At 37.2% G+C, this 15,198-nt stretch carries 16 protein-coding genes, 1 tRNA gene, 2 rRNA genes, 1 other RNA gene and 1 other annotated feature; of the genes, 4 read left to right on the top strand and 16 right to left on the bottom strand.

The genetic code is table 11. The features are described from left to right. The 8 genes from AC1DIT_RS22765 to tadA all read right to left on the bottom strand — a co-directional run. Nucleotides 1-77 (bottom strand): 16S ribosomal RNA (locus AC1DIT_RS22765); the annotation flags it as partial. Between the two features lie 231 nt (nt 78-308). Beyond that, nucleotides 309-578: a pro-sigmaK processing inhibitor BofA family protein gene (locus AC1DIT_RS22760; protein WP_016116868.1), complete on the bottom strand. Its 270-nt coding sequence runs from the start codon at nt 576-578 to the stop codon at nt 309-311. A 235-nt stretch (nt 579-813) separates the two neighbouring features. Continuing rightward, nucleotides 814-1,035, bottom strand: a complete 222-nt coding sequence (locus AC1DIT_RS22755) for a YaaL family protein (RefSeq protein ID WP_016116867.1) — start codon at nt 1,033-1,035, stop codon at nt 814-816. Between the two features lie 14 nt (nt 1,036-1,049). Beyond that, on the bottom strand, nt 1,050-1,646 hold the full coding sequence (gene recR / locus AC1DIT_RS22750; RefSeq protein WP_003194165.1) for a recombination protein RecR: 597 nt from the start codon (nt 1,644-1,646) through the stop codon (nt 1,050-1,052). A gap of 17 nt (nt 1,647-1,663) precedes the next feature. Beyond that, on the bottom strand, nt 1,664-1,990 hold the full coding sequence (locus AC1DIT_RS22745) for a YbaB/EbfC family nucleoid-associated protein (protein WP_170927980.1): 327 nt from the start codon (nt 1,988-1,990) through the stop codon (nt 1,664-1,666). 25 nt (nt 1,991-2,015) lie between these two features. Then, the gene (dnaX, locus tag AC1DIT_RS22740) at nt 2,016-3,704 is read right to left on the bottom strand and encodes a DNA polymerase III subunit gamma/tau (protein ID WP_016116865.1); all 1,689 of its coding nucleotides are present in this window, start codon (nt 3,702-3,704) and stop codon (nt 2,016-2,018) included. 133 nt (nt 3,705-3,837) lie between these two features. Continuing rightward, nucleotides 3,838-4,102: signal recognition particle sRNA large type (gene ffs, locus AC1DIT_RS22735), an RNA gene on the bottom strand. Nucleotides 4,103-4,180: 78 nt separating this feature from the next. Next, entirely contained in the window at nt 4,181-4,678 is a 498-nt protein-coding gene (tadA, locus tag AC1DIT_RS22730) for a tRNA adenosine(34) deaminase TadA (protein ID WP_016116864.1), read from the bottom strand. A gap of 332 nt (nt 4,679-5,010) precedes the next feature. Between tadA and AC1DIT_RS22725 the strand changes: the two genes are divergently transcribed. The 3 genes from AC1DIT_RS22725 (at nt 5,011) to AC1DIT_RS22715 (ending at nt 6,978) form a co-directional block, all read left to right on the top strand. Beyond that, complete coding sequence (locus tag AC1DIT_RS22725) at nt 5,011-5,550, top strand: cysteine hydrolase family protein (RefSeq protein WP_016116863.1); 540 nt, start codon at nt 5,011-5,013, stop codon at nt 5,548-5,550. Between the two features lie 121 nt (nt 5,551-5,671). Next, a complete protein-coding gene (locus tag AC1DIT_RS22720) occupies nt 5,672-6,307 on the top strand; it encodes a deoxynucleoside kinase (RefSeq protein WP_476998420.1) in 636 nt (211 codons plus the stop codon). Nucleotides 6,308-6,309: 2 nt separating this feature from the next. Continuing rightward, nucleotides 6,310-6,978 carry a deoxynucleoside kinase gene (locus AC1DIT_RS22715; protein WP_016116861.1) on the top strand — a complete coding sequence of 223 codons (669 nt, stop codon included), beginning with the start codon at nt 6,310-6,312 and terminating at the stop codon, nt 6,976-6,978. Nucleotides 6,979-7,013: 35 nt separating this feature from the next. Here the strand turns inward: AC1DIT_RS22715 and AC1DIT_RS22710 are convergent, their stop codons facing one another. The 7 genes from AC1DIT_RS22710 to guaB all read right to left on the bottom strand — a co-directional run bounded on the left by AC1DIT_RS22710 (nt 7,014) and on the right by guaB (nt 13,939). Continuing rightward, nucleotides 7,014-7,397 (bottom strand): sigma factor-like helix-turn-helix DNA-binding protein, encoded by a 384-nt coding sequence (locus tag AC1DIT_RS22710; RefSeq protein WP_016116860.1) that lies wholly within the window; start codon nt 7,395-7,397, stop codon nt 7,014-7,016. A gap of 167 nt (nt 7,398-7,564) precedes the next feature. Beyond that, nucleotides 7,565-7,657, bottom strand: a tRNA-Ser gene (locus tag AC1DIT_RS22705). Nucleotides 7,658-7,794: 137 nt separating this feature from the next. Further along, a complete protein-coding gene (serS, locus tag AC1DIT_RS22700) occupies nt 7,795-9,069 on the bottom strand; it encodes a serine--tRNA ligase (RefSeq protein ID WP_016116859.1) in 1,275 nt (424 codons plus the stop codon). A gap of 51 nt (nt 9,070-9,120) precedes the next feature. Next, nucleotides 9,121-9,342 (bottom strand) — a binding site (T-box leader). A 54-nt stretch (nt 9,343-9,396) separates the two neighbouring features. Beyond that, nucleotides 9,397-9,987, bottom strand: coding sequence for a pyridoxal 5'-phosphate synthase glutaminase subunit PdxT (gene pdxT / locus AC1DIT_RS22695; RefSeq protein ID WP_016116858.1), 591 nt, complete (start codon nt 9,985-9,987; stop codon nt 9,397-9,399). A 17-nt stretch (nt 9,988-10,004) separates the two neighbouring features. Continuing rightward, nucleotides 10,005-10,892, bottom strand: a complete 888-nt coding sequence (gene pdxS, locus AC1DIT_RS22690; protein WP_476998419.1) for a pyridoxal 5'-phosphate synthase lyase subunit PdxS — start codon at nt 10,890-10,892, stop codon at nt 10,005-10,007. Nucleotides 10,893-11,051: 159 nt separating this feature from the next. Further along, nucleotides 11,052-12,371, bottom strand: coding sequence for a serine hydrolase (locus tag AC1DIT_RS22685; RefSeq protein WP_476998418.1), 1,320 nt, complete (start codon nt 12,369-12,371; stop codon nt 11,052-11,054). Nucleotides 12,372-12,475: 104 nt separating this feature from the next. Next, nucleotides 12,476-13,939 (bottom strand): IMP dehydrogenase, encoded by a 1,464-nt coding sequence (gene guaB, locus AC1DIT_RS22680; protein ID WP_476998417.1) that lies wholly within the window; start codon nt 13,937-13,939, stop codon nt 12,476-12,478. Nucleotides 13,940-14,054: 115 nt separating this feature from the next. Between guaB and AC1DIT_RS22675 the strand changes: the two genes are divergently transcribed. Beyond that, complete coding sequence (locus AC1DIT_RS22675) at nt 14,055-15,050, top strand: YaaC family protein (RefSeq protein ID WP_016116855.1); 996 nt, start codon at nt 14,055-14,057, stop codon at nt 15,048-15,050. Between the two features lie 40 nt (nt 15,051-15,090). Here AC1DIT_RS22675 and rrf read toward each other — a convergent pair. Then, a 5S ribosomal RNA gene (gene rrf, locus AC1DIT_RS22670) occupies nt 15,091-15,198 on the bottom strand; the annotation flags it as partial.

Here is a 15,198-nt window from a genome sequence, read left to right as displayed (position 1 = left end):
TAATCCATTCGCTCGACTTGCATGTATTAGGCACGCCGCCAGCGTTCATCCTGAGCCAGGATCAAACTCTCCAATAAAGTTAGTTTGTCTAGCATCTAAAATAAAAATTGACGTTTCACGTTGTTTGTTTCGTTTAGTTTTCAAAGTTCAACATCGCGTTTCAGCGACTTTTACAATATAACATTTCTCAATCACTTCGTCAACTTCTTTTTTCTTTTGTCGTTGACGACGCTTATTAATTTATCACATTAACAATTAATAAGTCAACACTATTTTTCACTTTTTTAAAATAAATGCCAAAATGTTATTCATCCTGGCATTATATATAATTTAATGATAACTAAAGCACAAATACCCGGCACCCCCAAAATGCTAGAAATAGAAGCTGTACCAATATTAATTGGAATATGAAAACCAAAATATGTTCCAATCACATTAACGGCAAACAATAATACTACACCTATCATCACTTTAACGAATATCTTTCCTATGAAGTGCAACGGCTTCACTGAAGCGCCAAAAATCAGCAAAACAAATACCAAAGCAAGAATTCCACCAATAATCAATGTAGCGTTCATTTTCCCCCTCCTTATATAACCTATACACTCTATTTGTATGGGACAAGGAAGCAAAAAATACCGTTCAATTATTTTAATCAGCGTGGGGATTCATCCCTACTAATTATTAGTTCTCACTGATCGGGATTTTACGAGCAATTGATCACTCATAATTCCGCCGAATTTTTAGATTGAGATTTCGCCGCCCGAGAATAATAGTATAAAGAAAAGACCCTATTTTAAAAAACAGGGTCTTTTACCATTGCTCCATTTTTACAGGACGCCTTTTTGCTTCTTTTAGTAAGAAAAAGTATTTTGCTTCTGCTATTTTCAAAGAACATAGTACATCTTGAGATGGTTCGACACTTTGTTCTACCATCCTTTTTTGACGTAACCACTCATTCTTCACTTTTTCTAATACAGCAATTAACTTATCATCATATTCTTTTCGCAACTTGCCCTTTTTTTGAAAAAACATTTTGATTTCTCCTCTTATATTTCTCTACGGCCTTCTAGAGCCTTCGATAGCGTTACTTCATCCGCATATTCTAAATCTCCACCAACGGGAAGACCATGCGCAATACGAGTCACTTTAATACCTGTCGGTTTTAAGAGGCGGGAAATATACATCGCTGTAGCTTCCCCTTCAATATTCGGGTTCGTTGCTAAAATAACTTCTTGTACAGTTTCATCTTGTAACCTTTTTAATAACTGTGGAATATTAATGTCCTCCGGTCCAATTCCCTCCATTGGTGAGATTGCACCACGAAGCACATGATAGACACCTTGATATTCTTTCATTTTTTCCATTGCGATTACATCTTTTGCTTCCTGTACAACACAAACAACCGATTGGTCACGATGTGAATCATCACAAATATAACAAGGATCACGATCTGTAATATGTCCACAAACAGAACAGTATGTTAAATTTCGCTTTGCATTTACAAGTGATTTAGCAAAGTCTAATACGTCGTCTTCTTTCATATCTAACACGAAGAAAGCCAATCGGACTGCCGTTTTCGGACCAATCCCCGGCAACTTCATAAAGCTATCGATAAGCTTTGAAATCGGTTCTGGATAATGCATATATCAATATCCTCCTACTAGAACATTCCACCTGGTAAGTTTAAGCCTTTTGTGAATTGCCCCATTGTAGAGTTTGAAAGTTCCTCAGCTTGCTTAAGTGCATCATTTGTTGCAGCTAACACAAGGTCTTGTAACATTTCGATATCTTCTGGGTCTACAACTTCTTCTTTAATTTTCACTTCAATAATTTGCTTGTGACCATTTACAATAACGGTAACCATTCCGCCGCCAGCTGTACCTTCAACTGTTTTTTCACCAAGTTCCTCTTGTGCTTTCGCCATTTGCTTTTGCATTTTTTGCATTTGTTTCATCATGTTATTCATATTTCCCATTCCACCACGCATCATAATAAATTCCTCCTAATTGTTGTTATTCTTTTATTTCAATAAGTTGTTGCCCTACTAATTTTACCGCCTCTTCTACGAGAGGATCTACTTTTTGTTCCGCAGCTTCTTCTGAATTTCCACCTTCACGTTGTAAAAACTCTTCGCGAATTTTCCCCCACTCACTCTTTGGAATTGCAATCATATTCAACCTTTTACTCAACAATTCAAAAAGAATTTGTTCTACGGTATCCATTGCATCACGATTTTCACTTGCCATTTTGCAATGTATCTCATATTGGAAAGCTAACACATAAGAATCTTCAGAAGCTGCAACTGGTTCACTATTCTCTAATAATACAGCAAACGCTACTTTATTATAGGATTTAAGTCTTCCTAGCAGCTCACCCCATATACCTTTTAATTGCTCTAAATCTTGGCGTTTCGCTTGCTTTAATACTTCATGTACCCGTCCAACAGGTATTTTCATACTTCCTGTCCGCACAGGTTTTGGCGTTGTACGTATCTCTCTTACTTCCTGTTGCGCACCAGCTGGTACACCATTCTTCTTCACATGTTCTAGTTCTTTTTCTAGTTGTTGCATTCTATTCATAATTGCTTGCAAACGGTCTGCACCATTTGTCTGCACCATAAATTGCTGGCAAATTTGCACCATAACAACTTCTAAGAAAATTCGCGGATGATTTGTCCACTTCATCTCCTGTTGCCCCTTACTGAGCGTATGAATAATTTCATAAATCATCTCAGGTTGCATCGCTTCACTTAGCATACGGAACTGATCATCTACAATTACCCGTTCTAACATATGTTCCAATTGTGGTGAAGTTTGATATAAGAGCATATCACGATAATAGTAAATGAAATCTTCCATAAAACGAACTGGGTCTTTTCCTTTACTCATCATATCATCAATAATACGCAATGCTCTTGATACATCATTCTCGCGTATACATTCTACAAGGTTACCTAAATATTGTTGAGAAACAGAACCCGTTACCGCTAAGACATCTTCAGTCGTAACTACTTCATCGCTATAAGAAATAGCTTGGTCGATCAGACTGAGTGCATCACGCATACCGCCCTCAGCAGCACGTGCAACAATTTGTAATGCTTCATCTTCTACCTTTGTACCTTCATTTGTAACAACCGTCGCTAATCTCTCTACAATATCATGTACTGATATCTTCCGAAATTCAAAACGTTGACAGCGTGAAATGATTGTAGGTGGGATTTTATGAGGCTCTGTAGTCGCTAAAATAAAGATAACATGTTGTGGTGGTTCTTCTAACGTCTTTAAAAGCGCATTAAAAGCTCCCATAGAAAGCATGTGGACCTCATCAATAATGTACACTTTATATCTCACTGCACTTGGGGCATACTTTACTTTATCTCTTATATCTCGAATTTCATCTACACCGTTATTTGAAGCCGCATCAATTTCTAATACATCCGAAATAGACCCTTGTGTAATACCTAAACACGCAGGGCATTCATTACAAGGTTCAGCTACTGGAGCATGCTCACAGTTAATTGTCTTTGCAAATACTTTTGCAATTGTCGTTTTACCCGTTCCTCTCGGGCCTGAAAATAAATAAGCATGCGAAGCTTTCTCTTGAAGAAGGGCATTTTGCAACGTTTTTGTTACGTGCTTTTGACCGACTACATCTTCAAAATTTTGCGGTCTCCATGTTCGGTATAACGCTTGGTATGACACGAAAATACGGCCTCCCTCAAAGGTTATTATCTTGTATATTATAACCCATTCTGTTTATAGATTCCAAAAGTTATTTTCTATACAAAAAACCCACCTCTTTATATAAGGTGAGTTTTGTATACATATATAACTGCCGTGCACCTTCTGTCGATTACGTACCATAAGCGTTACTTAAGCAGTTAGCTCGGTTCAGGCACTCCTGCGGCACACGAGAAAACCCGCTTATTGCTGCTTCCTTCCGGACCTGACAAGGTTCACGGGGTCCCGTTGCGCAGGACCCAAACGTCAACACCACTTACTTAAGGCAGGCCTTACAGTAACATAACCTCGAGAAGGGATTCGGCCTCGCTAGAGCGGATTGCGAGTACAGGGCACCGCTACCTCCCCGCTTAGCACGGCAAAGTTAAAACCAATATTCGGTTGCCTTAATGAAGGCAATATCAGTATAACTTGTTTCTTCATAAATTGCAAATATGTTAAGTACCTGTATTTTTATCCAATTTTCCCTTCTTCTCTTTCCTTCTTTTACGAAGTTCTCTAAAAAAATTCGTTAACAACATGCCACATTCTTCTTCCATCACACCAGATACTACTTCACATTGGTGATTAAAACGCTCGTCCGTTAAAAGGTTCATTAAAGTGCCTGCACATCCACCCTTTGGATCACTTGCACCATATACAACACGTTTTACACGGGATAACACAATTCCACCTGCGCACATTGGACATGGTTCTAATGTAACGTATAACGTTGCATTTTCTAAACGCCACGTACCTAACTTTTTACAAGCTTCATCTATAGCTAATAACTCTGCATGAGCAATTGATCGTTGCTCTGTCTCTCTTAAATTGTGAGCAACGCTGATTACTTCCCCACCGAGTACAATAACAGCTCCAATCGGAACTTCTTGTATTTCTTCAGCTTTCTTCGCTTCTTCTATTGCAAGCTGCATAAAATAAATATCTTGTTCCATAATACAGTCCTCTCATTACGAATAAAGTATTATAACCCTTTACTACTATATCAATCCATTTTGATTTTCGGACATATAATCCCTTGCTACGCAGAACAAAAAGTAAACTCCACTCATTTTATCCTTTTGTTTTCACTTGACATGGCGCAGGAAAAGGATCTGAATGCTTCTACGCATGATCGGATTCTCTCTCCAGCCCAAAAAGAAAGGTTTTATGTCARKKTTTCAATTTATATTSATATACATACTATTCAATTACACTTCTCCTTACAGATACGGGATAACTTTCATACATTCAATCCACTCTAAAGAAAAAGGAAGGGTGATTACATATGAAAAATACCGCATTGCTCATTATTGACATGATTAACGACTTCCAATTCTCGCATGGACCAATCCTCGCACAAAAATGTAAAATGATTACAGATCCTATTTTACACTTAAAACAAACAATGAAAATGAATGGTTATCCTGTTATTTATATTAACGATCACTATCAACTATGGAGAGCTGATATCGATCAACTTATTACTCATTGTACAAATAATTATAGCAAAAACATTATACAAGCAATCGCTCCCGGGGCAGATGATTATGTGTTTATTAAACCACATTATTCAGCATTTTATGAAACTCCCTTAAATTCTTTATTAGGACATTTAAAAGTTGAAAAACTTATCATAACAGGGATTGCAGGAAACATCTGCATCCTTTTTACAGCCAATGACGCTCATATGAGGAACTATACTCTATATGTACCTCAAGATTGCACTGCTTCTAACTCTGATCAAGATAATAAACACGCTTTAAAAATAATGGAAACAACATTAAAGGCAAATATTACACCCTCTTTTCAATTAAAACTTGAATAGCATGCGTCGATTTTCCAACTTTTTATGGCAAATTAGTCCGCTTGCTTCCCTCTTGTGCTACAATAATTCTGTTTTGTGCTTTTTATTTACAGGAAATTATGAATTGAAAGGAGGAAACAGCGTGACCGGAGTACCATTTATTACGGTTGAAGGACCTATCGGTGTTGGAAAAACTTCACTAGCGAAGGAAATTTCAACTCACATGCAAYTCCATTTATTAAAAGAGATTGTCGATGAAAATCCTTTCTTAGGGAAATTTTATGAAAACATTGAAGAATGGAGTTTCCAAACAGAAATGTTCTTTCTTTGCAATCGCTATAAACAATTGGAAGACATTAATATAAAATACTTGAATCATCGTAAACCAGTGGTAGCAGATTATCATATACTTAAAAATTTAATTTTTGCATCTCGCTCATTAAAAGACGCTCAATATGACAAGTACATGCAAATTTATCGTATTCTTACGCAAGATATGCCCGTACCAAATGTCATTGTATATTTAACAGCAAGTCTAGAAACATTACAAAAACGAATTGCAATGCGTGGACGTGAATTTGAGAAAAACATGGATCCGAATTACTTACTACAACTCACTAAAGATTATGAAACGGCAATGGATGCTTTTAAAAAGGACCATCCTGATATTCCGGTATTAAAATTCAATGGAGATAACATGGATTTCGTGAAGAACAGTGACGATCTAAATGTAATTTTATCTACYCTCCAAAATACACTCTTAAAGGRGWCGAAATARCAATGAATTTAAGGCAAAAGTATGATATACCAAATGATGCAGTAATTACAATTGCTGGTACAGTTGGCGTTGGTAAATCAACTATGACAACCACACTTGCCAATGCTTTAGGTTACCGAACATCATTTGAAAAAGTAGATTCAAATCCATATTTAGATAAGTTCTATGCTGATTTCACGCGCTGGAGCTTTCACTTACAAGTTTATTTTTTAGCAGAAAGATTTAAAGAACAAAAAAGAATTTTCGAATACGGCGGTGGCTTTGTACAGGATCGTTCTATCTATGAAGATACTGGCATTTTTGCGAAAATGCATCACGAAAAAGGAACAATGACAGAAACAGATTATGAAACATATAAAGGGTTATTCGATGCAATGGTTATGACACCTTACTTCCCACACCCAGACTTATTAATCTATCTAGAAGGTTCTTTTGATGATATTGTCAGTCGTATTCAAGAACGTGGTCGCCCTATGGAACAACAAACTCCAATTGAGTATTGGCAAGAAATGCACGGACGTTATGAAAACTGGATTAATAACTTTAATTCATGTCCTGTCCTACGCTTAAATATTAATGAATACGATATTTTAAAGGATGAAGACTCAATTGAACCAATTATTAAGAAAATTGGTCATTTCTTAAAACAAACACGTAAGCTTGTAAAATAAAAAACCCGTGCGGATGCACGGGTTTTCCTATTAACTTACTTTTTCTTTTTCGTTGGAGCAATAATTTCGCTCTCTGGTTTCCCAGCATTAATACGCTGACGAACCGTACTTGTACTAATATCATATGTCTCAGCAATTTCTTTAACGGTCATTTCTTTTCCATTAATGATTGCTGTTAATACTTTACCAGTACGTTTTGGAGCTACTTCTTTTTTCGTAGTTTGTTTCGGTGCTTCTACTTTTTTCAATTCTTTCTTCACATTACAAGTACAACCGCAAAGTTTGCGGAATGTATCATCACTTATAATACGTGATACGTTTGCACCACTATTTAAAATTCTATTGTTCTTACAGACTGGACATTGTACATAGTATAAAGTTTTTCCATCTAAAGGAAACGTTTGTATAATAAGATCCATGTTGACTCCTTTCATATCTATGAAGATAATCATCGGAATATGAGTGTTTCATAAGGCTTTTTCTCGCCTTACATCATACTTTCTGATTGGTTTTAAAATAAAAACTCGTTACGTGTTGGTAACGAGTTCTCCAATCTCCACTTATATGCGCTGTTGTCAATTATATCTGGAGGAGGTAGAGGGATTCGAACCCCCGCGCGACTCTCGCCGCCTGTCGGTTTTCAAGACCGATCCCTTCAGCCAGACTTGGGTATACCTCCATATTGACATCAAATATAATATCAAAAGAAAAACAGTTAGTCAAGTACACCATAATAAATTGTAGGAAAAGGAAAAAACAACCTCCTTTTCCTACAATTTTTTCACTGACAACACTCATACCGATGAAAGTTTCAATTTATTTAATAACTGTTTTCCCTCCCATATAAGGGCGAAGAACTTCTGGAATTATAATTGTACCATCTTCTTGTTGATAGTTTTCTAAAACAGCTGCAACTGTACGTCCAATTGCAAGTCCAGATCCATTTAGTGTATGAACAGGTTCTGGTTTTGCATTCGGCTCACGACGGAAGCGAATATTCGCACGTCTTGCTTGGAATGCTTCGAAGTTACTACAAGAAGAAATCTCACGATACGTGCCATAGCTTGGAATCCATACTTCAATATCGTATTTCTTCGCTGCTGTAAATCCTAAATCTCCTGTACACATGCTCATAACACGATATGGTAGACCTAATAATTGTAACACGCGTTCCGCATCATTTGTTAATTTTTCTAATTCTTCATAAGAATCTTCTGGTTTAACAAATTTCACAAGCTCAACTTTATTAAATTGATGCTGACGGATTAAACCACGCGTATCGCGTCCAGCTGATCCTGCTTCAGAACGGAAACAAGAGCTAAATGCTGCATAACGAATTGGTAATTGCTCTGGACTTAAGATTTCGTCACGGTGCATGTTTGTTACAGGAACCTCAGCTGTAGGAATTAAGAAGTAATCTTCACTCTCAATACGGAACGCATCTTCTTCAAACTTTGGAAGTTGTCCCGTTCCTGTCATACTTGCACGGTTTACCATATACGGAGGTAAAACTTCTTCATATCCATGTTCATCAGTATGAAGATCCAGCATAAAGCCAATTAAAGCACGTTCTAATCTTGCACCTGCACCTTTATAGAATACAAAGCGGCTTCCCGTTACTTTAGCAGCACGCTCAAAATCTAAAATCCCTAAATCAGTTGCAAGATCCCAGTGAGGTTTTGGTTCAAAGTTAAATTCTTTTACTTCTCCCCAAGTACGCGCTACCACGTTATCATCTTCTGTTTCGCCGATTGGTGCAGATTCATGTGGGATATTTGGAATAGAAAGCATTAATCTCTCTAAATCTTCTTCAACTGTACGAAGCTCATTATCAAGATCTTTTACTTTCTCTCCTACTTCACGCATCTCTAAGATTAACGCTTCTGCATCTTTCTTTTCACGCTTTAGTACAGAGATTTGTTGAGATACTTCATTACGCTTGCTCTTTAATTCTTCTGTTTGAACAAGTAATTCTCTTCTTCTTGTATCTAGTTCTTCGAAACGACCAAAATCAGTTAAATCTTCGCCTCTATGCTGTAATTTTTCTTTTACTTCTTCAAAATTCGTGCGTAAAAATTTAATATCAAGCATTATATATTCCTCCTTTTATTTTATAAAACACAAAAAACTCCCGTCCCTGTAAAAAGGGACGGGAGTTAACCCGCGTTGCCACCCTAGTTGAAAGCAATATTGCTTTCCTCTCAAGTAGAAATAACGACTCTTCACCGGAAATGTTTACTAATCATAAAGATATTCCACATTTCATTCCAGGATGGATTCACAAACTGTTTCTATCGGTTTCCACCAGCCACCGACTCTCTATAAGAAACATCATTTGTTACTACTTCCTATCAACACGTTTATTTTATAAAATTGTTATCATCAATTTACTATAATCTTACACAAGTTGCAAGTTACTTATACAACTTTTTTCATTTTCGCCTCTTTCACCATCTGTACAAAATATGCTGTAACACGATGGTCATCCGTTAACTCCGGATGGAAAGAAGCTGCTAAAAATGGTCCTTGTCTTACTGCTACCATTCGATCATTGTGCATAGAAAGAACTTCTACTTTATCTCCTACACTTACAACGTATGGTGCACGAATAAACACGCCAATAAAGTCTTCCCCTACACCTTTTATTGAAAGAGCAGCTTCGAAGCTATCCTTTTGGCGTCCAAACGCATTACGTTCAACTGTAATATCCATAGCGCCAATATGAGATTCTTCATAACCAATAAGATTGTTTGCAAGCAAAATCATACCTGCACACGTACCGAACATTGGTTTACCAGATTTCGCAAATTCACGAAGTGCCCCCATAAAATCGTACTTATCGATAAGACGGCGCATTGTTGTACTTTCACCGCCTGGTAAAATAAGACCATCAATTTCTTCAAGTTGCTCTACACGCTTTACAATTACAGCATCTGCACCACTTGCTTCAACTGCCTTTACATGCTCGCGAACAGCTCCTTGAAGAGCCAATACACCGACTTTAACCATTTGAAAATCTCCTTTAATTACCAACCGCGTTCTTGCATGCGTTGTTCTGGTAATAATGTTGAAATTTCGACACCTTTCATTGCAGTACCTAATCCTTTAGAAAGGCTTGCAATTAGCTCATAATCTTCGTAATGTGTCGTTGCTTCAACAATAGCACGTGCAAATTTTTCTGGGTTTTCTGATTTGAAGATACCAGATCCTACGAACACACCATCTGCACCAAGTTGCATCATTAATGCAGCATCTGCTGGCGTTGCTACACCACCTGCTGCAAAGTTTACAACTGGTAGGCGACCAAGACGTTTGATTTCAAGTAATACTTCATACGGAGCACCAGTATTTTTTGCATATGTCATTAATTCGTCTTCACGTAGGCTCGCAACTTGACGGATTTCTGCGTTTACTTGACGCATATGACGTACTGCTTCTACAATGTTCCCTGTTCCAGGCTCGCCTTTTGTACGAAGCATAGATGCACCTTCTGCAATACGACGCGCTGCTTCTCCAATATCACGACATCCACATACAAATGGAACAGTGTAATCACGTTTATTTAAATGATATACTTCATCAGCTGGAGTTAATACTTCACYCTCATCAATGTAGTCTACCCCTAATGATTCCAGTACACGTGCTTCCACGAGGTGACCAATACGGCATTTTGCCATAACTGGAATTGATACAGCACCCATAACTTCTTCAACAATTGTTGGATCTGCCATACGTGCAACGCCACCTGCTGCACGAATATCTGCAGGAACGCGCTCTAGTGCCATAACAGCAACTGCGCCCGCTTCCTCTGCAATTCTTGCTTGCTCAGCGTTAACTACGTCCATGATAACGCCGCCTTTTTGCATTTCTGCCATTCCACGTTTTACACGTTCTGTCCCTGTTACATTTGTCATGTACAAAAACCCCCCTAGGTGAATTGCTTTTCCCCATTAACGGCGAAAATTGAGAATACTCTTACATTCTACCACTAACTATTAGAGACTTGTCCACTACTTTTTCATAAAGTCGGTATGAAAAATAGGAATAAAAAAAGCTCCTACAACGAGGAGCTCTTAAAACCAACCTTTTACTGTGTCAGCAGCACTGTTCCAAATACCACTAAAGAAAGAACCAATACCACGCATAGAACGTACAAACCAGTTTGCCTTTTCTACTTCTGATTTTGTAATAAGATCTACTTGTAATGATTTACCTAATAGGAATCCAGGATCATTATTATCTTTAGGTGATATAACCATTTGACCAAGTGTTGTACCTTTTTTAATTGGTGCTTCTTTATCTTTACTTACGTCTTTAAATTCTGTTTTATAGACGTCTTTACTTCCTTTTAACATCGGAAGCGTAATTGCTTGTTTAGTCTGAATTGTTACATCTTTATCTTTCGCATTTTCTACTCGTACAGTTTCATGTCCTTTTACCGTAGATCCTTTTGGATATACCTTTTTCACTTCAAAGTTTGTAAAACCGTAATCAAACAATTTCTTTGTTTCGTCAAAACGTGCTGTATGAGAATTTGTTTTAATAACGACAGAAATCAAACGCATATCATTTCTTTCAGCTGTACCCGTAAAACAATCTCCAGCTTCTGGAGTAGATCCTGTTTTCAAACCATCTACACCTTCATATTCCTTAACTAATCCTTTTAGCATCCAATTCCAGTTATCCATTTTAATAGGATATTTTCCACCTTCTTGGAATACTTTTTTCGGAATTTTAGCTGTTTCTAATACTTTTGGAAAATCTTGAATAAGATGTTGTGCTAAAATTGCACAATCTCTAGCAGACATTTTATTTTCCTCGTCTGGAGTTGTACCTTCAGGTTGTTGTCCTTTTAAATCATGATTTGTTAAGCCAGTAGAGTTTACGAATTTATAATTCTTCAATCCAAGCTCTTTTGCTTTATCATTCATCATTTTTACGAAATCTGCTTCTTTACCTGCAATTGCTTCAGCTAAAGCAATTGTTGCTCCATTTGCAGAATAAATTGCCATCGCTTCATATAGCTCTTTTACCGTGTAAGAGCCACCATTTTCCAATGGAACGTTTGATAATGAGCGATCTTGTGAAATCGTATGTGCGTATTCAGAAACTTTTACCTTTTGGTCCCACTTAAGTTTCCCTTTAGCCACCGCTTCATWAACTAAGTATTCACTCATCATTTTTGTCATACTAGCAATCGCTAATAATTCATCTGCATTTTTTTGATATAAAATTTTTCCAGAATCTGCTTCTACTAAAATGGCTGCTCCTGCTTCAACATTTAAAGCAGCACCTGTTTCTGCCGATGCACTACCATATGTAACAAACATGCTACAAAATAGTGTAAGCACTGTTACCATTGCAATGAATCGCTTGCAAAACATACCTTTCACTTCTTTTACCCCCAATATCTTTGTACTCACATAACCGTTATTCTAACATAATCAAAAAAAAATAGACAGAGATATCAAATCTCCATCTATTTACATATAAGACATTATAAAGAGTAATTTGGTGCCTCTTTTGTAATTTGTACGTGATGTGGGTGACTTTCACGTAAACCAGCACCTGACATACGAATAAATTGTGCATTCTCACGTAAGAATTCTAAGTCATTTGCTCCGCAATACCYCATACCTGCACGTAAACCACCAACTAATTGGTGAACTGTATCAGCTAAAGGTCCTTTATATGGCACACGGCCTTCGATACCTTCTGGAACAAGTTTTTTATTACCTTCTTGGAAGTAACGATCTTTACTTCCTTTTTCCATCGCTCCTACAGAACCCATACCGCGATACACTTTAAATTGGCGCCCTTGATAAATTTCAGTTTCTCCTGGGCTTTCTGCTACACCAGCAAACATACTACCGAGCATTACAACGTGTGCCCCTGCCGCTAAAGCTTTTACCATATCACCAGAGTATTTAATACCACCATCGGCAATGACTGGAATACCGTGCTTACGAGCTTCTGTCGCACAATCATATACAGCTGTTAATTGTGGTACACCAACACCAGCTACAACGCGTGTTGTACAAATAGAACCTGGTCCAATACCAACTTTGATAACATTTGCACCTGCTTCAATTAATGCGCGTGTCGCTTCAGCTGTGGCAACGTTACCTGCAATAATATTTAATGCTGGATACTTTGCACGAACTTCTTTCACCTTCTCAATAACACCTTGAGAATGTCCATGAGCTGTATCAAGTACAATTACGTCTACGTTTGCTTTTACTAACGCATCGATACGAAGAACAGCGTCTGCAGTTACACCAACTGCTGCTCCAACTAACAAACGACCTTGCTTGTCTTTTGCTGAGTTTGGAAACTCAATTACTTTTTCAATATCTTTAATTGTGATAAGCCCTTGTAATACACCGTTATTATCAACAAGAGGGAGCTTTTCAATTTTATATTTCTGTAGGATCTTTTCAGCTTCTTCTAGCGTAGTGCCAACTGGAGCTGTAATCAACTTTTCTTTTGTCATTACATCGGAAATTTTAATAGAGTAGTCTTGAATAAAACGCATATCACGGTTTGTAATAATACCAACTAATTTTTGCTCTTCTAAGTTATTTACAATTGGTACACCTGAGATACGATATTTTCCCATAAGATGCTCTGCATCATATACTTGATGATCCGGAGTTAAAAAGAAAGGATCTGAAATAACGCCGCTTTCAGAGCGTTTTACTTTATCAACCTGCTCAGCTTGGTGCTCGATAGACATATTCTTATGAATAACCCCTAAACCACCTTGACGTGCCATTGCAATGGCCATATCAGCTTCTGTTACTGTATCCATTCCTGCGCTAATTAAAGGAATGTTTAACTGCAAGCTTTCAGATAGAACTGTCTTAACACTTACTTCTCTTGGCAATACATCTGACTTCGCTGGTACAAGTAATACATCATCGAATGTCAAACCTTCTTTAACAAATTTAGATTCCCACATAATTGTTCCCCCCATGATACCAGAAATTATTATTAGTAGCTTAACAATTGGTTAAAATACTGTCAAGAAAGTGCGTAAATGTTAGAATTTTTAGATAATAAAAGGAGCGTAATATATGCATCATACATCTCATACTTGGCAGCAATTAAGTTTCTTTTTTTCATCCCAACATGTACAGCGTTATCTTGCCCGCTGTTATGAAAAATTACCTATTGAAAACGCTGAAAAAAAAAGCTTCGAAAATTGTTACCCTTTTATTTATTACTTAGAGCACGGAAAAAGTTATTATGAATTATGTAAAACTGCACCTTTTTCAATCCAACCTATGCTGTTATTTTATGGAATGAGTCAACTTTTAAAAGCGTGCTTATTAACTGTTGATCCTAACTATCCAGAAACAACAACAGTTTTGGCACATGGAGTAACAACACGTAAACGAAAAAAACAAGGATATCAGTTTTTAGAGGATGAGGTTAAAGTGCAGAAGAATGGATTATTCACCCATGTTGCAGAACGGATGTTTCACATGAAACACTTGGAGGCCGAGAAATTTATTATGTTAGAACTAATGGGGAAAATCCCCGAATTAAAAACCTTATTCCAGTATAGTCAAAAAGAGAAAATGTTATATACGGTTCATACGGTAGACGAACATCATATTTCATTTTCTTCCAACATACTTGATCGTCTACATATGACGAAAGAGCGTTTTTCTCGTTACATAGAAACATCTTGTAAACATCTCAGTATACAGTACACACCAAGTGAAACCTTTGAATCTGATCTACTATTCTCAGCTTCCACTAAAACATGGAACCCTTTGTACAGTACACCTTTATCTTTTGATTGCAACACCAGCACTTACTATTTGCCAATAACTAAAGACGTAAGAAGTTGTAAATTATTCTTACCAGAACCACTCATACATTATTTATTGCTCTACAATTTAAGCATGATTTCTCGCTACGAGACCGACTGGTGGTACGACTTATTAGGAAGCTATGCCTCCGAAGATTACCCATTTATTTATCAATTTTTAGGAATCTCTACAAAGAAAATCCCTTACTATGTTTTACTGTTTTTATTAGATCAACAATCCCCTATTTCTTAGGAAATAAAAAAGCACGAGTCAATTGACTCGTGCTTTATTTGCTTGGCGACGTCCTACTCTCACAGGGACAAGGTCCCAACTACCATCGGCGCTAGAGAGCTTAACTTCCGTGTTCGGTATGGGAACGGGTGTGACCTCTCTGCCATCA

The sequence above is a fragment of the Bacillus sp. 05T22 genome, from assembly GCF_056396765.1.
The sequence above is the reverse complement of the archived record's forward strand: the minus strand, read 5'-3'. Positions and strand labels throughout refer to the sequence as shown.